Genomic DNA, 18024 nt, shown 5'->3' with positions numbered 1-18024 from the left:
TGTACTTTACCCTCGTCGCTTTTTTGGAAAGTTGAGCAGCTTCTCAAGTGGTTAAATTAAGGATTCAATTAATAATAAGTTAATCGTACTACGCCTGCTAATTTTTTTGCCAAACGAATAACTTGACGAGTGTAGCCATATTCATTGTCGTACCAAGCGTATAACACTACTGATTGGTTATCTTTTGAAATGATGGTTGCTGGGCCATCTACAATAGAAGCGTGGCTATTTCCAATTAAATCACTACTAACCAGCTCGTTTGAAATAGAATATTCTAGCTGTTCCGATAAGTCGCCAAAAAGTGAAGCTTGCTTAAGTACATCTTCAACTTCTTGTTTACTGGTAGTTTTTTTAAGCGAAAGATTTAGAATTGCCAGAGAAACGTTTGGGGTGGGTACACGTACGGCATTGCCGGTGAGTTTGCCCGCTAAATGGGGAATAACTTTCGCAACCGCTTTATCGGCACCTGTTTCAGTAATCACCAAGTTTAAAGCAGCAGAACGGCCTCTGCGGTATTTGTTATGGTAATTATCTAATAGGTTTTGGTCGTTAGTATAGGAGTGGACGGTTTCGATATGTCCTTTATCTATTCCGAATGTATCTTCTATAACTTTTAAAACCGGAATGATGGCATTTGTTGTACAAGATGCGTTCGAGAAAATTGTTTCTGTTTGGTAGTCGAAATCTGCATCATTGATACCAGTTACAATGTTTGGAATATCGCCTTTGGCGGGTGCGGTTAATAAAACTTTGCTAATTCCGTTGGCTTTTAAATGTCTTCCCAATCCATCCCGATCTCTAAATACTCCAGTATTATCTATCAGCAAAGCATTTTCTATACCGTATGAGGTATAATCAGCATCTTCTGGGTTTTTAGCTAAAATGAAATATACTGTTTGCCCGTTTATAATTAGAGCTTTATTTTCAAAATCTTCTGTTATCGTCCCATTAAACGGCCCATGAATAGAGTCGGTTCTTAAAAGCTCTGCTCTTTTTACTAATTCTTCGTCGCTGTAACTTCTGGTTACAATAGCTCGTAAACGAAGTTGTTCGCCTTTGCCGGCCTGTACAATTAGTTCTCTAGCGGCAATACGTCCGATGCGCCCAAAACCATAAAGTACCACATCTACAGGCTTAAGGCTGATTTTATCTTTGCCAATGTGGCTAGCAAGTTTGCTTACCACAAAATTGTGCATAGACGAATGTGTGTTGCTTTCATCAAGCCATTCGGCTACTAAGCGACCGATATCTATGCGAGAAGGCGCCAAGTTGCATTTAGTGATTGTAGATGCTAGCTCTAGTGTCTCGTAAATGGAAATGTCTTTGCCACTTACTTCTTTAGCATACTGGTGATGTGCCAATATTTCGCTACTTCCAACATCGAATAGGGGTTTTCGAAAGAGAACAAGTTCTATAGAACGGTCGAACCAAAGATGTCCGACAACGCTGATTAGTTCAAGCGCTTTTTTCTCTTTTTCAATCCAGTTTTGAAACTCTGATTGATATTTGTTTAACATACAAGAAAATAATTTGGTTAGAAATTGCTGCAAAACTAAAAAAGATCGGGTGAGAACCCAATCTTTTTTAAATTATTTTTCTTGTAAAATGTTGGTTTTTAGGGTGTTTAAAGCACACTAAGTACCAATGTTTTTACCGATTATCCTAAGTAAGATTTTAAGATTTTACTACGTGAAGTGTGGCGTAAACGCTGTAAGGCCTTGTCTTTAATTTGGCGAACACGCTCACGAGTTAAGTTAAACTTCTCACCAATTTCTTCTAAAGAAAGTGGGTGATTTGTACTTAAGCCGAAAAATAAAACAATAATCTCACGCTCACGCTCTGTTAATGTAGATAAAGAACGTTTAATCTCTTCAGAAAGAGATTCGTTAATTAAGTTGCTATCTGTATTAGGTTCGTGATTTTCTAACACATCTAGTAGCGTATTTTCCTCACCTTGTACAAAAGGTGCATCCATAGATACGTGACGGCCGGAGTTACTTAGCGTGTCAGAAATTTTATCGACTGTAGTTTCTAAAATATCTGCCAATTCTTCTGGAGATGGCTCACGCTCAAACTCCTGCTCTAATTTAGAGAATGCTTTACTAATTTTGCTTAATGAGCCTACCTGGTTAAGAGGTAGACGCACGATACGACTTTGCTCTGCAATTGCTTGTAGGATGGACTGACGAATCCACCAAACTGCATATGAAATGAATTTGAAACCTTTGGTTTCATCAAAACGTTTGGCTGCTTTAATTAAACCTAAGTTACCTTCGTTAATTAAATCTCCTAATGTAAGTCCTTGATTTTGATATTGTTTAGCTACTGAAACGACGAAACGCAAGTTGGTTTTTGTTAAGCGCTCCAACGCAGCTTGGTCGCCCTCGCGAATTTTACGAGCAAGAATTACTTCTTCCTCAGCGGTAATTAAATCTACTTTACCAATCTCGTGTAAATACTTATCTAACGACTGACTTTCACGATTGGTGATGGATTGGGTTATTTTGAGTTGTCTCATCTATGTGTTTTAGTGCGATATTATTCCAATGCTGCAAAAGTATGTTTTATTGTACATATAACCGCGGTAAATTGCTGAAAATGTTACAGTTTATGACATATTTTTTAACGATTTATTTACAGCAAATATCGTTCCAAAGAAAAAATGTCAGTATGATAGTTAGTCTATTTGAAATTTAACTAAAATTTATCGTAATTCAATAAATATATTTTGATTTGTGGTAATTATTGTTTTATGTTTGTGAGGTAAATAAATTGTTAGGTTATAGAAATATTAATTAAAGTGTAATGGCAAAAAACGTAAAATATTTTAACTTGGCAAGAGTAATCAAGGCATTTTTGCAGTTAGGAGTTTTAATTATTTCTATTCAGATTCTAAGCGGTATTATAGCAGATGTTTTTGCCGAAAAATCTCATTTAACCTTTGCGGGATGGACAGTTGGTTACAGAACTAAGGGAAACTTCGTAGATGCAAGAATGAACTTTAATCCGCCCGATACCCTACGTGTATATAAAAATGGTGTAAACAATGTTTACATAGGCGATGAAGGTCGCGAGATTTTATTTGAAAATGATACTGTTAATCACGAGATAATTAACCAATTTATTTCTTATGACAATAGAGATGTAAGGATTTCCAATGAAATATCTTCTTCCGAAAATGTGAAAGTAAGGGTTTATTCAAAAAATAAAATTCACAATGTCTTTTGGTCAATAGTTGGGCAAGTCAAGAGTTTAATTTCGGTTTTGTTTCTGATAGTATTAACTAAATTAACAAATAGATATATGGATGGAGACATCTTATTACCAAAAAGCTTCAAGCTATTTTCATTTTTAGGTTGGTTGCTTATCTTAAAAGAAGTGTTTGCTTATTTCATCGGTATCGTAAATATGCTAATTATGCAGCATCCAAATTTTCATATTACGTCAATTCCAAGTGGCTTAAATTATGATTTGAACATTTCTTTAGATTTTACAAACACTGGAAGTCTATCTGCCTTGGGAGTTGGCATGTTAGTTATATTACTTGCGCAAGTTTTGAAACAAGCAATTTTAATAAAAGAAGAACAAGATTTAACAATTTAAGCGATTACTTTTGGGGCTTTGATTGCTACTTAATTATTTTTTCTGCTTTTGCATTTTCATGTATACTGCGTTTAAAAAAATCAATGATTTTACAACAGGAACAAGAACTCACCATTTAAAAAATCTTTGTAAATTTCCCTATGCCCATAATAATAAACTTAGATGTAATGCTCGCAAAGCGAAAAATGTCGTTAACTGAACTTAGCGATAGGGTAGGCATTACCATGTCTAATCTTTCGATATTAAAAACGGGAAAAGCGAAAGCTGTACGCTTAGAAACCTTAGAGGCAATTTGTAGGGTTTTGCATTGCCAGCCTGGCGATATTTTGGAATATAAAGTAGATTTGAGTTGGTCTTAGGCGGGAGTTAAATTTCGTAAACCAAATGTTCATGACTTGTTCCTAGTAAATTTTTGTAGCCGACGGTCTTAAAACCAATTTTCTCGTACAATCTTTTCGCATCATTATTATTGGTAGATACCAATAACCCTAACTTTTTAAAACCAAGTGTTCTGGCTTTTTCGGCTACTGTTAAGATCAGGCTTTTGCCAATTCCTTTGCCCTGAAAATTAGGCTCTACAGCTACAGCATCTATATAAAATTCTCCAACTTCACTTTCCAATTCCATTTCAAATTTTTTGTGGTGGAAGTTTTCAGAAATATAATCGAAGAATGGTTTGCGAAGTGTTTTAATTTTGCCACCATCATAAGCGATAATAGCGCCAGCAATTTCGTCTTCCTGCTCGTAAACAAAAGTGTTAGTTATGCTGTATTGATTTCTGTCTATTAGGACGAACTTTTTTAGCAATCTGATTGCAATGTTTTTATCCTCCGTATTTGCAAATTTGTAAGGTAAATCGCCCATGGCTAGCATCATAAAATTTACAATTGCATCAGCATCCTCATGCGTTGCTTTTCTAATCATTACGGTTGGATTAAAATTTAAAGAATGGAAGCCAGGCTAAAGGTGTCTTTTAATCTAACACCTTTTTCGGTCTGCTGAACGGTGCAACATTCGTTAACTGGATCATGTTCTAGGTATAAGATGTATTCGTTTTTGGCAGCTTCTTCTAAAAACGATGCCTTTTCCTTCAGGGTTTGCAGCGGGAACATGTCATAAGACATAACGTAATGCAATGGAATGTGGCCAACAGAGGGGAGCAGATCTGCCATATAAACGATAGTTTTATCCTTGTATTGAAGTTGTGGCAGCATCATAGCATCTGTATGCCCAAATGCAAAACGAGTGGTAAAACCTTCGTGAAAAAGAACACCATCCTGAGATGGGATGAATCTTAGTTGCCCACTTTCTTGTATCGGAATTATATTTTCTTTTAAGAAAGATGCTTTTTCTCGTGCGTTTGGCGTAACGGCCCAGTCCCAATGTTGCTGGTTAGTCCAATACAATGCATTTTTGAACGCTGGGCGATAACGATCTCCATGGCGCTCAATAGCACCGCCACAATGATCAAAATGTAGGTGCGTTAAAAAAACATCGGTAATGTCATCACGATTAAAGCCATGTTTAGCTAATGATAAATCTAAATTATCATCGCCATGCAAGTAATAATGACCCAAGAATTTTTCATCTTGTTTGTTCCCAATGCCCGTGTCTACTAATATTAAACGACTGCCATCTTCAATTAAAAGACAGCGCATTGCCCAAGAGCATAAGTTATTCTCGTCTGCAGGATTGGATTTTTGCCAAATAGATTTTGGTACAACGCCAAACATTGCGCCGCCATCTAATTTAAACATGCCGGTATTAATAGTGTAGAGTTTCATTTTTTGACGTTTAGAGTGTTGAGGTTGAAGGCTACAAGTATAAAAATACAAAAACCCTTTAGTTTAACTAAAGGGTTTTTGAGATTAGATTGTTTTTAAGCTGATTTTTCTTCAGCCTTAAAAACAATTTTTTACCTTATAAATGTATTACCTCTCCGTATGCATCAGCTGCAGCTTCCATAATAGCCTCGCTCATGGTAGGGTGAGGGTGAACTGCTTTTATCATTTCATGACCTGTAGTTTCTAATTTACGAGCAACTACTATTTCAGCAATCATTTCTGTAACGTTAGCACCAATCATGTGCGCACCTAATAATTCTCCATATTTAGCATCGAAAATTAATTTCACGAAACCATCTTTAGCACCAGCAGCACTTGCTTTGCCAGAAGCTGAGAAAGGGAATTTACCGATTTTTAATTCGTAACCCGCTGCTTTAGCTGCTTTTTCGGTGTAACCCACAGAAGCAATTTCTGGACTTGCGTAAGTACATCCGGGAATGTTATTGTAATCTAAAGGCTCAACATGCTGACCGGCAATTTTCTCAACACAAATAATTCCTTCTGCAGAAGCGACGTGTGCTAAAGACTGACCGCCAACCACATCGCCTATGGCGTAATAACCTTTAACGGTTGTGTTATAAAACTCGTCAACAACAATTTTACCTTTTTCTGTTTTGATACCAGTTTCTTCTAAACCGATGTTTTCGATATTGGCAACAACACCCGCCGCAGAAAGAACGATATCACATTCTATGGTTTGCATGCCACTAGCTGTTTTAACTTGAACTTTACATCCGCTACCGCTTGTATCAACAGATTCAACGCTGGCAGAAGTCATGATATCGATACCAGTTTTCTTTAAGCTACGCAATAGTTGTTTAGATACATCTTCGTCCTCTACTGGAACAATGTTTTCCATAAACTCAACTATGGTAACTTTGGTGCCCATGGTAGCATAGAAATAAGCAAACTCAACACCAATAGCGCCCGAACCAACAACAACCATAGATTTAGGTTGTTCAGGTAAAACCATTGCTTGGCGGTAGCCGATTACTTTTTTGCCGTCTTGTTTTAAGTTAGGCAACTCTCTAGAACGGGCACCTGTAGCAATAACAATATTTTTAGCGGTAATTTCTTTTTGAGTTCCATCGGCTGCTTTAACTTCAACTTTGTTGCCAGCTTTAACCTTTCCAGTACCCATTATTACATCAATTTTGTTCTTTTTCATTAGAAATTGAACACCTTTGCTCATGCCATCGGCAACGCCACGACTACGTTTTATAACGGCTGCAAAATCTGCTGTAGCCTCTGGCGCATTAATACCATAGTCTGCAGCATGATTGATATATTCGAATACTTGCGCACTTTTTAATAAGGCTTTAGTAGGGATACAGCCCCAATTGAGGCAAATGCCACCTAAAGATTCGCGTTCAATAACTGCGGTTTTTAAACCTAGTTGAGAAGCTCTAATTGCAGTTACGTATCCGCCCGGACCGCTGCCTATAACAATTAAATCGTAGTTCATCTGTTCTTTTTTATGGTTTTTTAATGGTCAGATGGAGCCTTTGATTACTGAAATAATTCATTTAATAATCTAAATGATTATTTCAGTAATGTCGGGTTCATATCTTTAAAAAGGAATTAACTTATATTATGTAATGCCCAAAATTATAAAAAATGTTGGTTAAAATAAGCTTAAACATTTTACATCACTTTGGTTTGACAAAATATCAACGAAGTTGCTACATATTTAACTTAAAGTTTAGTAGAAATAGGAGGTATATCAATCAGCTGATAAACTGTTAGTTATAAAAGTTAACTTAAATGTTAAGTGTTGATAAGTTTTTGGCATTCTTAATAATTATTTAACATTGGAAATTGGTTTCTAGTGTAAATAAATATTTACATTTGCAGCGTTATTTTAACATATCTTAACAAAAACAAAAAAATAATTAAAAGAGTATGAAGAAATCTTTACTATTAAAAATTGTAGTAATTGTTCTTGCCTTTGTTGGTTTCGGCGCTGTAGCTAATGCGCAGATTACCACCTCGTCATTAACAGGTACCATCAGAGATTCGAAAGAAACGATGCCTGGTGCCAGCGTTAAAGCTACGCACACACCAACTGGTACAGTTTATGGTGTTATTACTAACAATGATGGCCGTTACACTATTGGAAACATGCGTGTTGGTGGTCCTTATGTTATTGAGGTAAGCTTTGTGGGTTACAAAACCCAGAAATTCGAAAACGTTACATTAAAATTGGGTGAACCTTTTTTATTAAACGTTGAACTTTCTGACAATAGCTCTACATTAGAAACCGTAAATATTGTTGGTTCTGGATCTAATCCAATCATGAACTCTAACAAGAGCGGTGCAAACACAGTTGTAGGTAGAAGCCAAATCCAAACTTTGCCAACCATTACTCGTAGTGTTAACGATATTACACGTTTAACGCCACAAGCAAACGGTACAAGTATTGGTGGTGGTAACTATCGTTCAAACAACTTTATGGTTGATGGTGCAAACTACAATAACCAATTTGGTATTGGTTCAAACATCCCTGCCGGTGGTTCGCCAATCTCTATCGACGCTTTAGAACAGATCTCTATCAATGTAACTCCGTACGATGTTCGTCAGACTGGTTTTACAGGTGGTGCAGTTAATGCTGTAACAAGATCAGGTGGTAACAAGTTTTTTGGTAACGCTTTTTACACTATGCGTGGTGATGATCAGCAAGGTAAAAGAATTGGAGATTACACTATCCCTGCATTGCAGAAATTAGATGAGAAAAACTATGGTGCAAGCTTCGGCGGTCCAATTATTAAAGATAGATTGTTTTTCTTTGTTAACTACGAAAAGAAATTTACTAAAGCTCCTGGAAGTACAAGGTTAGCGGCTACTCCGTCTCTGCCATATGGCTCTGTTTCTACAGTAACAAGAACAACAGCTGATTTTATGAATATGGCTAGTGCATATTTGAAAAACACTTATGGTTACGAAACTGGCCCTTACCAGAACTATGAAAATGTTAGTGAAAACGAAAAAATGTTTGCTCGTTTAGATTGGAACATTAACAAAAATCACCGTTTCAGCGTAAGATATAATCAAGTGGAAAGCCAAAGCCCAAGTCCAGCTAGTACTTCTGTATCTAACTCCGGAGTTAATGGAGTATTGCAATATGGAAACGTAAGATCTGGAAATGCTGCAACTGCAGGTTTACCATTCTTTAACTCTAATTATTACCAAGCAGCTAACTTATATTCTGCTACTGCTGAGTTAAACTCATCTTTCGGTAGTAAATTTAGCAATACGTTGCGTTTTGCGTACTCTCACCAAAATGATCCTAGAACATCTGATAGCTCTCCATTTCCTTTGGTTGATATCTTAGATGGAACACAATCTTCTACGAACGCAGGTAACGTATTAACAACTTTTGGATATGAGCCGTTTACTTATGGCAACTTAAGAGATGTTAGAAGTTACACTTATACTGATGAGCTAAGTGCTTCATTCGGAAAACACAATCTTACTTTAGGCTTGCAAGCTGAATTTAGTACTACTAAAAATGGTTTCCAACGTTTTGGTACAGGTTTTTATACTTTCAGATCATGGAATGATTTTGTAACTAATCAAAGACCATTACAATATTCAGTTACTTATCCATTAACCGCTGATGGTTCTCAGGCTTTCCCATCATTTAAATTTGCTCAATACTCAGCATTTTTGCAAGATGAGTTTACAGTTTCAGACCGTTTTAAATTAACAGCTGGTTTAAGAGTTGAACAAGCTACTTATCCAAGTGTAGACGAAATCAGAACTCATCCTTTAATCGCAGCACAAACTTTTGCAAATGGGCAAAAAATTAATACCGGTGAGTTACCAGACAACAAATTAACTTACTCTCCGCGTATTGGTTTCAACTGGGATGTTAACGGAGACCGTTCGTTACAAGTAAGAGGTGGTTCGGGTATCTTTACAGGTAGGGTTCCTTTTGTATGGATTGTTTCTCAATCAGGTGATGCAGGTCTGTTACAATACTTACAAGCATACACAGGAAACGATGTCCCATTTTTTAGTCCGAGTATTGCTCCTAACTTAACTACTCCAAAAGGTGCAGCAGGAACTTCTATCCCTACAACGATCAGTGCGATGTCTAAAGACTTGAAATTTCCTCAAACTTGGAAATCTAGTTTAGCAGTTGACGCTAAATTACCTTGGGGTATCGTTGGTACATTAGAAGGTATCTATGGTAGAGACTTGAACGCAGCGGTTGGTGTTAACGTTAACTTGAAAGACCCAACAGTATTAAACATTGCTGGTTATCCAGATAACAGACCGTTTTTTGCGAATAGCGTAAACGCTAGACAAGCAGTAAATACAACTTCTGCAGGTATACCTTCTGCAACTGGTACTACCAACATCACGGCTGTTAAAATGGTAAACGCTAAAGGTGGTTATAATTGGATGGCTACTGCTCAGTTAAGCAAGCAATTTTCTCAAGGTTTGGGATTAATGGTTGCCTATACTCGTACGGATCAGCGTAACTTTGGTGATGGAACTGGCGATCAGTTGTCTAACTTGTGGTCTATCCCTCCAACATCTACAAACCCTAACGTTGCAAGCTTAAGCTATTCTCAAAACTTAACTCCAGATAGAGTAATTGCTTCTGTATCTTTCAAAAAAGAATACTTTAGAAACTTATCAACGTCCATTTCATTATTTTATGAAGGCGCTCAACAAGGTCGTTTCTCTTACTTATATGGAGCTGACTTTAACCGTGACGGACAGTCAAATGATTTAATTTATATTCCAAAAGATCCTTCAGAAATTACTTTCGTTAATGTACCTGCAAACCAAGTTCACGCTTACAATGCTCAAGGTCAGATTACCACTTTAAGAAACTATCCTAAAGCGTATACTGCTCAAGAACAAAGCGACGCATTTTTTGCCTATATCGAACAAGATGATTATTTAAGAGAAAATAAAGGTAAATATGCAAAACGTAACGGTGCAACTTCTCCTTGGAGAAACCAAGTTGATTTTAGATTAACTCAAGAAGTTTTCAGAAACATTGGAGATAGCAAAAATTCTGTACAGTTTACAGTAGATATCTTTAACGTAGGTAACTTGTTAAACAAAAACTGGGGTAACTTGAACTTTGTAAATAACGCGAGTATTTTGGTTCCTCAAAATGTTAGCGCAATCAGTGCTACTACAAAACCTACATTCTTAATGGGTAGCAGTCAAGGTGATATGGTTAGATCTACTTTTGGAACATCTCAAACTATTTCATCAACTTATTATATGCAATTCGGTATTCGTTATAACTTTAACTAATACTTATATTAATAAAACAGAACCCGTTAGCAATTTGCTAGCGGGTTTTTTTGTGCCTAAAATATTACAGCTTGCTGTAAAAAAAAGAGTTATTAATCTGTAAATTAGGTTGAAATAAAAAATCATCCTATGGATCAGAAAATAATTAACCTTTACGATGCCTATACGCACAGTCAATTAAGCAGAAAGAACTTTATTAAAAAACTGGCAGTGCTAGCTGGTAGCACCGCCCTGGCTATGACTATTTTGCCGATGCTAGAAAATAATTATGCGTCTGCATCAACACTGCAGGATGATAAAAACTTGGATGTAGAAAATATAACTTATCCAGGAGTAGAAGGTGATATAAAGGCAGTTTTAGCGAAGCCAAAAGGTAAATCTAAGTTAGGTACAGTAGTTGTAATTCACGAAAATAGAGGTCTAAATCCACACATAATCGATGTTACAAAGAGGTTAGCCTCTGAAGGTTTTTTAACTTTAGGAATTGATGCACTTTCTCCGTTTGGAGGGACGCCGGCCGATGAGGAAAAGGGTAGGGAGTTGATAGGTAAGCTGGATGCTGAAAAGAATCTGCAGAATTATTTAAAAGGATTAGATTACCTGAGGAAACATAGAGACGGAAATGGAAAGACCGGATGTATGGGTTTTTGTTGGGGTGGAGGCATGTCTAATAAACTAGCGGTTGCTGATCCGAAACTAAATGCAGCGGTAGCCTATTATGGTGCGCAAGCAAAAACCGAGGACGTAAATAAAATTAAGGCTAGCGTAATGCTACATTATGGAGGTTTGGACGAAAGAATAAATGCAGGTATACCAGCTTACGAGAAAGCTTTAAAAGAGAATAATATTGAGCATAAAATATATATTTACGAAGGTGTAAATCATGCTTTCAATAATAATACTTCGCCGACGAGATATAATGAAACCGCTGCAAAACTAGCATGGCAACGTACGGTAGATTTATTTAAGGCTAAGCTTGCTTGATATTTTAATCAACTTTGAGCCAGCCAGTAATACTTATTCTTGTTTGATGATTTATTAATACTTCATGATGTAGCTCGTCGCTTTTAAAGAAAATACTTTTGCCGTTGTTCGGTGAGATCAGTTGTAAATGGTTGCTGTGGTGTACACATAATTCTCCACCATCACCGTCTTTCCAGTCTGTATTCAAGTACAAAATCATAGAATATTTTCTACTACTATTGTTCTTGAATTGGTCTAAATGTTTGAGGTAGAAATTTCCTTTCTCGTATAATGTGTAATGGAATTCGTAGCCAGTAATTCCGGTATAGCAGGTTTCGTTGAGATATTTCACAAAAGCGTCTATCAAATCAAAAAACAGATTTTCATGGATGTTATTGTGAATACGATCTAGCCAGTAAATTTTGTCATTCCGTATTAAGCTATTTTGATCAGCCACTTTATTATTTCCAACGCCAGCAGCTGCAAATTGATTGGTGGCGTGGAGTGTATTAATGTTGTCTCTTAAGTTCGCGGCAAGGAACTCCGTTAGAAAACCATCGGCAATACCAACCTTATCAGCTATAAAACTGTCAATTAAAGTGTCAAATATTTTTTGCAATTAGCGTTTAGGTAAGCAATAGTGAAGATATGGTATGAAGGTATGTTATTTAAACCATAATATCTGCTAAACTTGAAAGTGTTATAGATTAGTATCCTCTATTTAAATCTATTAAACTATCGGGTTGCTCTGCCTTTAAAAATTTATTTACATTTTTAATAAAATGATTTACTTTTCCACTTACTTCATTTTCATCACCACCACCAGAATGTTGGGTTAGAATTACTTGGTTCATCTCCCATAATTTACTTTCTACAGGTAAAGGTTCAACTTCGGTAACATCTAAAATTGCACCAGCCAATTTTCCGCTTTCAAGTGCATTTATGAGCGACTCTTCATCCGTGGTATTGCCTCTCCCAACATTTGCGTAAACACTGCCATTTTTCATGGCTTCTATAAAATTACTGTCTACATATTTTTCGGCCGAGCCTGGTAGGGTATTTATTACAGCATCTGTATCTGGCAGTATTTTTAACAATTCAGCCTTATCATGAATTTCGGCTTCGGGATTTTTCCGTGCAGTTAATATAACTTCGCATCCAAAAGCAGTTAACATTTCTCTGGCGTATAACGCTATTGCGCCTGCGCCTAGAATTACAACCTTTTTTCCGGCGATGCTTTGAAGTTGTTTCCTTATTTTACTCCCAACCCAATGTTTATCCTTTTGTAATCTTACTAAATCTGATATTCCTCGGTAAAATGAAAATAATCCCGTTACAATAGTTTCCGCACAGTTTCTAGCATAATAATCGCCCATGTTGGCAATTGGAAAATTTAAATCCAAGTTTTTGTATTGATCAAATCCGGCCGAATCTAATTGCCAAAATTTAACATGGTTATGTGGGTTGTTCCAATGATTTACCGGCGCATTTCCGATAACAATAGTGGCTTCGGATAGTGCTTGTAGTACTTTTTCTTCTCGCAGATTTACAGCAAATTCAATAGTTGTTGAATCAGCTAATCCGTTAACCAACTGTTTTTGGGGTGTATCTTCTAGCTTAGTGTAAACAAGTATTTTCGTCATTTTATAAGGAATTGTACTAGTTAAAACACGAAAGTTTACAGATGGTTTGTAGCTAATTCATTACCCAAATCAGCTATTTGAAGCTCAGTAAGTTAGTTAGGAAGTTTAGCTTGCAATAACTTTCTCGAAACAAATGCTGTTATCGATACCAATGTACTGACCATAATTAGCGGTAACTATATATCCAGATTTCTTGTATAAGGCAATTGCCTCTGGTTGACGCTTTCCAGTTTCTAAAACACTTTTTTTATAACCTAATTCCTTCGCCCAAACTTCTAGCATGGTTAAAATTTGTGTAGCAACTTTTTGGTTTCTTGCCGTTTCGCTAACAAACATTCGTTTAACTTCAATACTTTCGGCGTCAAAAGGTTTGAATGCCCCGCAACCAACTGGTTTATCATCCAGATAGACTACAACAACGTTGTTTATCTTGTCTATTTTGTTATACTGCGCATAAAATGAATGATCTCCACCGTCTCTAACCGCAAGCTCTGCATCTAGCAAACCAACCAGCGTTATAAAGTTCTTGTCTGTAGAATCGGTTCTTTTTATGCTAAACATAGGCTAGTTGTAAATAAAGTTTCCTTTATCGCTGTTAATGGTTACTTGTTTTTGACTTCCTTTTTCTACGCGACCGATAATTTGTGCATCGATATTAAAGCTTTTTGAAATTGCAATTATTTCTGCAGCGATACTAGATGGGACATAAATTTCCATTCTATGGCCCATGTTAAACACTTTGTACATTTCCTTCCAATCTGTGCCAGATTGTTCTTGTATCAGTTTGAATAATGGTGGAACAGGGAACAGATTATCTTTTATAACATGTACATCGTCATTTATAAAGTGTAGCACTTTAGTTTGTGCGCCACCGCTGCAATGTACCAATCCATGTATATCTTTGCGGAATAAATCTAATACCTTTTTAATTACTGGTGCATAGGTACGAGTAGGAGAGAGTACCAGTTTGCCAGCTGTTACGCTTTGCGAATCGCCGATTTCAACCTCATCGGTTAGATTTTTACCACCAGAAAATACTAAGTCGAAAGGTACGGCCGGATCAAAACTTTCTGGATAATTATTGGCAATGGATTTTTCGAAAACGTCATGTCTGGCGGAAGTAAGCCCATTAGAACCCATTCCGCCGTTGTATTCGCTTTCGTAAGTAGCTTGGCCATAAGATGCCAAACCAACAATCACGTCGCCATCTTGTATGTTGTGGTTGCTAATTACCTCATCTCTTTTTAAACGGCAAGTAACTGTAGAATCTACAATAATTGTTCTTACCAAATCACCAACATCGGCAGTTTCGCCACCGGTGCTGAAAATAGAAATGCCAAGTTCTCTAAGCTCGGCCAAAATTTCTTCTGTACCGTTAATTATTGCGGCTATAACTTCTCCAGGAATTAGGTTTTTATTTCGACCGATTGTAGACGAAAGCAAGATGTTTTCGGTTGCGCCAACACAAATCAAATCATCTAAATTCATGATGATGGCATCTTGAGCTATACCTTTCCAAACAGAAATATCTCCAGTTTCTTTCCAGTAGGTATACGCCAATGAAGACTTTGTACCTGCACCATCAGCATGCATAATGTTGCAGAAATTTTCGTCGTTACCTAAAATGTCTGGAATAATTTTGCAAAATGCCTGTGGAAAGATGCCTTTATCTATATTTTTGATAGCTTCGTGAACATCTTCTTTTGATGCGGAAACACCGCGTTGGTTGTACCTATTGTCGCTCATAATTGCTTGCAAAGATAAGATTTTAAGCTAAAAGGTGGAAGGTAAAAGGGTAAAAGGTTTGATATAGCAAAAGCATTTTTTTGGAAAAGCAAAGGCAGTAGTTTTTTTATTGTCAGTCGGGCTTTTTGCTGCAATCTTTTTGTTTTTAAGCTTTCTCGGTTTCTTTCCAAACCACTGTAAATTTCTCAACGCATCACTAAAAAAACAAAAAGGATTTTCGCTTCAATCCCGTTTGTAGAACTTTGGTTTTTACTACTAGCAACTAGACATAGTTGCACTGGTTTTTGTATAATAAACCTTATTGTAGCGGTATACTTTTTGGTTAAACTTACGAAGTCTATAGGAAAAAAAATTGACTTCGTAAGTTTTAAAACCAAAAAGATTTAGCGGAAAGAAGGAGTGATGTTGATAGGTGAAGAAGGTTGCTTTTCGAAAAAACTAAAAAACTTTGTCAGGTTTTGAGGGATCTAAAATTTAGGGAACCATCCGAGCAGTTCCTTCGCTTTGCTCAGAATGACAAAAATTAATGAAAGATACAAACAAAAAAGGCGTCTCGAATAATCAGGACGCCTTAACCTTATGGTAAAAAGAAATTCTATTTTAAAAATAATAACTCGCGGAATTTAGGTAGAGGCCAAACGCTGTCGTCAACAATTTGCTCTAATTTATCTACGTGGTAACGAATAGTATCGAAATAAACCTTAACATTTTCGTCGTAGCTAATTGCTTTATCGCGACTATCTTCAATGGTGTTAGTTTTCTTACGTTCTTCTAACATTGCATCGATATTTGTTTTAACGATGCCGATATGTTTAGATAGCGTTTCGATGATAGCCATTGGTGTAGCAATAGCTTCTTTACTTAGGCCAAGGTCTTTAAGGCCTTTTGCGTTTTCTATCAAAATATTTTGATAAGCAATTGCGGCAGGTAAAATCTGACTATTTGTTACATCGCCCATTACACGAGCTTCGATCTGTAATTTTCTAAAGAAGCTTTCTAATAGAATCTCGTGGCGAGCGTGTAATTCTCTTTTGCTGAAGATGTTGGTTTTGGTAAACAACTCAGTAGATTTTTCGCTAACGTAAGCATCAAGTGCTTTAGGCGTAGTTTTGATGTTCGATAAACCACGTGTTGCAGCTTCGTCCGCCCATTCTTGGCTATAACCGTTTCCTTCGAAACGAATAGCTTTAGATTCTTTAATGTATTTTTTGATAACCGTTAATAATGCCACATCTTTTTTGTCGCCTTTTTTAATCAATTTATCAACGTCTACTTTAAACTTGGTTAACTGATCTGCCACGATAGCGTTTAGCACTGTCATTGGTGCAGAAGAGTTAGCTGTAGAACCAACTGCTCTTAGCTCGAATTTGTTACCTGTAAATGCGAATGGCGATGTACGGTTACGATCTGTATTGTCTAAAATAATTTGCGGGATTTTAGGGATGCCTAACCACAAACCATTATCTTCTTTAATTTTTTTGCTGATACGAGAATGTTCTATTTCCTCTAAAATTTCATCTAACTGCTTACCTAAGAAAATTGAGATGATGGCAGGAGGAGCTTCGTTAGCACCTAAACGGTGATCGTTGCTTACAGAAGTAATACTAGCTCTTAACAAATCTGCATGTTCGTGTACAGCTTTAATCGTGTTTACAAAAAACGCTAAGAACATTAGGTTGTTTTTAGGTGTTTTGCCCGGAGCTAATAGGTTTTTACCTGTATCTGTAATTAAGCTCCAGTTGTTATGTTTACCAGAACCGTTAATACCAGCGTATGGTTTTTCGTGTAATAATACTTTAAAGTTATGACGGCGAGCAACTTTTTCCATCAAATCCATCAACAATTGATTGTGATCGATAGCTAAGTTGATTTCTTCGTAAATAGGAGCACACTCAAATTGAGATGGTGCAACCTCGTTATGGCGAGTTTTTAAAGGAATGCCTAATTTTAAAGCTTCGTTTTCGAAATCTACCATGTAAGCAAATACACGTTCAGGAATAGAACCGAAATAATGATCTTCTAACTGTTGGCCTTTAGCAGACATGTGTCCGAATAACGTACGGCCAGTCATTACTAAATCTGGGCGAGCGTTAAATAAAGCAAGATCTACTAAGAAATACTCTTGTTCGATACCTAACGAAGCAGTTACTTTGTTAATGCTTTTATCAAAATATTGACAAACATCTACTGCAGCTTTATCCATCGCAGCTAATGCTTTTAACAACGGTGCTTTATAATCTAAAGATTCGCCAGTATAAGAAATAAATACAGTAGGAATACAAAGTGTTTTACCTGCTTTGCTCTCCATAATAAATGCTGGAGAAGAAGGATCCCAAGCAGTGTAACCACGAGCTTCGAAAGTGTTACGAATACCACCATTAGGGAAGCTAGATGCATCTGGTTCTTGCTGAACTAATGCACTTCCGGCAAATTTCTCAATTGCTCCATCGCCGCTAGGCTCAAAAAACGAATCGTGTTTTTCTGCGGTAGAACCCGTTAATGGTTGAAACCAGTGCGTGTAATGAGTTGCACCCTTTCCCATTGCCCAAGTTTTCATGGCTGTAGCAATCTGGTTGGCATCTTCTTGGTTAATTAAAGAGCCTTGGTCAATTGTAGAAATTAATTTTTCATATACTTCTTTAGATAAGAAATCTTTCATCTTTTTCTTATCGAAAACGTTTGAACCGAAAAATTCAGAAATTTTATTAGAAGGTGATTTTACTTCAGGAGAAATTCTGTTTTGTGCTTCCTTTAGTGCAATAGTTCGTAGACTTTTCATTGATTTGATTAAATTTTCTGTAAAAGTATGGTATTTTATTATTTTTTGACTGAAATGATTAAAAAATGTTGATAAAATATTAATAATTGGAAAATTATTGACCTTATTTATTAATTGTTGCTTTGAATTGATGGTAAAAATTAAAATCTATCGAAATTGTAGTTAA

At 36.5% G+C, this 18024-nt stretch carries 14 protein-coding genes; 4 read left to right on the top strand and 10 right to left on the bottom strand.

The annotated features are described in order from the left end of the window. Window positions 1–68: 68 nt before the first annotated feature. Together DUT69_RS12685 and DUT69_RS12680 are read right to left on the bottom strand one after the other, a co-directional pair. Window positions 69–1517, bottom strand: coding sequence for a glyceraldehyde-3-phosphate dehydrogenase (locus DUT69_RS12685; RefSeq protein ID WP_113653624.1), 1449 nt, complete (start codon window positions 1515–1517; stop codon window positions 69–71). Window positions 1518–1657: 140 nt separating this feature from the next. After that, window positions 1658–2518, bottom strand: a complete 861-nt coding sequence (locus tag DUT69_RS12680; RefSeq protein WP_090992569.1) for a sigma-70 family RNA polymerase sigma factor — start codon at window positions 2516–2518, stop codon at window positions 1658–1660. A gap of 287 nt (window positions 2519–2805) precedes the next feature. On the opposite strand from DUT69_RS12680, the gene DUT69_RS12675 reads away from it, so the two are divergent. After that, window positions 2806–3603 carry a DUF2975 domain-containing protein gene (locus tag DUT69_RS12675; RefSeq protein WP_113653623.1) on the top strand — a complete coding sequence of 266 codons (798 nt, stop codon included), beginning with the start codon at window positions 2806–2808 and terminating at the stop codon, window positions 3601–3603. Window positions 3604–3743: 140 nt separating this feature from the next. Continuing rightward, window positions 3744–3962 (top strand): helix-turn-helix domain-containing protein, encoded by a 219-nt coding sequence (locus DUT69_RS12670; RefSeq protein WP_113653622.1) that lies wholly within the window; start codon window positions 3744–3746, stop codon window positions 3960–3962. A gap of 7 nt (window positions 3963–3969) precedes the next feature. Here DUT69_RS12670 and DUT69_RS12665 read toward each other — a convergent pair whose 3' ends face one another. The 3 genes from DUT69_RS12665 to lpdA form a co-directional block, all read right to left on the bottom strand. Further along, window positions 3970–4527 (bottom strand): GNAT family N-acetyltransferase, encoded by a 558-nt coding sequence (locus DUT69_RS12665; RefSeq protein WP_113653621.1) that lies wholly within the window; start codon window positions 4525–4527, stop codon window positions 3970–3972. A gap of 17 nt (window positions 4528–4544) precedes the next feature. Beyond that, window positions 4545–5387, bottom strand: a complete 843-nt coding sequence (locus DUT69_RS12660; RefSeq protein ID WP_113653620.1) for an MBL fold metallo-hydrolase — start codon at window positions 5385–5387, stop codon at window positions 4545–4547. 136 nt (window positions 5388–5523) lie between these two features. Then, a complete protein-coding gene (gene lpdA / locus DUT69_RS12655; protein WP_113653619.1) occupies window positions 5524–6912 on the bottom strand; it encodes a dihydrolipoyl dehydrogenase in 1389 nt (462 codons plus the stop codon). Window positions 6913–7349: 437 nt separating this feature from the next. On the opposite strand from lpdA, the gene DUT69_RS12650 reads away from it, so the two are divergent. Both DUT69_RS12650 and DUT69_RS12645 read left to right on the top strand, forming a co-directional pair. Next, window positions 7350–10727 carry a TonB-dependent receptor gene (locus DUT69_RS12650; protein WP_113653618.1) on the top strand — a complete coding sequence of 1126 codons (3378 nt, stop codon included), beginning with the start codon at window positions 7350–7352 and terminating at the stop codon, window positions 10725–10727. 129 nt (window positions 10728–10856) lie between these two features. After that, window positions 10857–11711 (top strand): dienelactone hydrolase family protein, encoded by an 855-nt coding sequence (locus DUT69_RS12645; RefSeq protein WP_113653617.1) that lies wholly within the window; start codon window positions 10857–10859, stop codon window positions 11709–11711. A 4-nt stretch (window positions 11712–11715) separates the two neighbouring features. On the opposite strand, the gene DUT69_RS12640 is transcribed toward DUT69_RS12645, so the two are convergent. The 5 genes from DUT69_RS12640 to DUT69_RS12620 all read right to left on the bottom strand — a co-directional run bounded on the left by DUT69_RS12640 (window position 11716) and on the right by DUT69_RS12620 (window position 17858). Continuing rightward, window positions 11716–12309 carry a 2OG-Fe(II) oxygenase gene (locus tag DUT69_RS12640; RefSeq protein ID WP_113653616.1) on the bottom strand — a complete coding sequence of 198 codons (594 nt, stop codon included), beginning with the start codon at window positions 12307–12309 and terminating at the stop codon, window positions 11716–11718. 88 nt (window positions 12310–12397) lie between these two features. Further along, the gene (locus tag DUT69_RS12635) at window positions 12398–13333 is read right to left on the bottom strand and encodes a D-2-hydroxyacid dehydrogenase (RefSeq protein WP_113653615.1); all 936 of its coding nucleotides are present in this window, start codon (window positions 13331–13333) and stop codon (window positions 12398–12400) included. Window positions 13334–13438: 105 nt separating this feature from the next. Beyond that, complete coding sequence (locus DUT69_RS12630; protein ID WP_113653614.1) at window positions 13439–13894, bottom strand: GNAT family N-acetyltransferase; 456 nt, start codon at window positions 13892–13894, stop codon at window positions 13439–13441. Between the two features lie 3 nt (window positions 13895–13897). Continuing rightward, window positions 13898–15079 carry an AIR synthase related protein gene (locus DUT69_RS12625; RefSeq protein WP_113653613.1) on the bottom strand — a complete coding sequence of 394 codons (1182 nt, stop codon included), beginning with the start codon at window positions 15077–15079 and terminating at the stop codon, window positions 13898–13900. A gap of 595 nt (window positions 15080–15674) precedes the next feature. Then, window positions 15675–17858, bottom strand: a complete 2184-nt coding sequence (locus DUT69_RS12620; protein ID WP_113653612.1) for a glutamine synthetase III family protein — start codon at window positions 17856–17858, stop codon at window positions 15675–15677. Between the last annotated feature and the right edge of the window lie 166 nt (window positions 17859–18024).

The organism is Pedobacter namyangjuensis (assembly GCF_003313325.1).
Taxonomy (GTDB): Bacteria; Bacteroidota; Bacteroidia; order Sphingobacteriales; family Sphingobacteriaceae; genus Pedobacter; species Pedobacter namyangjuensis.
This window is presented reverse-complemented; position numbering and strand designations above follow the sequence as displayed.

What these genes read in the sequence shown, in the direction of transcription:
- DUT69_RS12685 (WP_113653624.1), bottom strand. Translation starts at nt 1,517, where the DNA reads ATGTTAAACAAATATCAATCAGAGTTTCAAAACTGGATTGAAAAAGAG.
- DUT69_RS12680 (WP_090992569.1), bottom strand. Translation starts at nt 2,518, where the DNA reads ATGAGACAACTCAAAATAACCCAATCCATCACCAATCGTGAAAGTCAG.
- DUT69_RS12675 (WP_113653623.1), top strand. Translation starts at nt 2,806, where the DNA reads ATGGCAAAAAACGTAAAATATTTTAACTTGGCAAGAGTAATCAAGGCA.
- DUT69_RS12670 (WP_113653622.1), top strand. Translation starts at nt 3,744, where the DNA reads ATGCCCATAATAATAAACTTAGATGTAATGCTCGCAAAGCGAAAAATG.
- DUT69_RS12665 (WP_113653621.1), bottom strand. Translation starts at nt 4,527, where the DNA reads ATGATTAGAAAAGCAACGCATGAGGATGCTGATGCAATTGTAAATTTT.
- DUT69_RS12660 (WP_113653620.1), bottom strand. Translation starts at nt 5,387, where the DNA reads ATGAAACTCTACACTATTAATACCGGCATGTTTAAATTAGATGGCGGC.
- lpdA (WP_113653619.1), bottom strand. Translation starts at nt 6,912, where the DNA reads ATGAACTACGATTTAATTGTTATAGGCAGCGGTCCGGGCGGATACGTA.
- DUT69_RS12650 (WP_113653618.1), top strand. Translation starts at nt 7,350, where the DNA reads ATGAAGAAATCTTTACTATTAAAAATTGTAGTAATTGTTCTTGCCTTT.
- DUT69_RS12645 (WP_113653617.1), top strand. Translation starts at nt 10,857, where the DNA reads ATGGATCAGAAAATAATTAACCTTTACGATGCCTATACGCACAGTCAA.
- DUT69_RS12635 (WP_113653615.1), bottom strand. Translation starts at nt 13,333, where the DNA reads ATGACGAAAATACTTGTTTACACTAAGCTAGAAGATACACCCCAAAAA.
- DUT69_RS12630 (WP_113653614.1), bottom strand. Translation starts at nt 13,894, where the DNA reads ATGTTTAGCATAAAAAGAACCGATTCTACAGACAAGAACTTTATAACG.
- DUT69_RS12625 (WP_113653613.1), bottom strand. Translation starts at nt 15,079, where the DNA reads ATGAGCGACAATAGGTACAACCAACGCGGTGTTTCCGCATCAAAAGAA.
- DUT69_RS12620 (WP_113653612.1), bottom strand. Translation starts at nt 17,858, where the DNA reads ATGAAAAGTCTACGAACTATTGCACTAAAGGAAGCACAAAACAGAATT.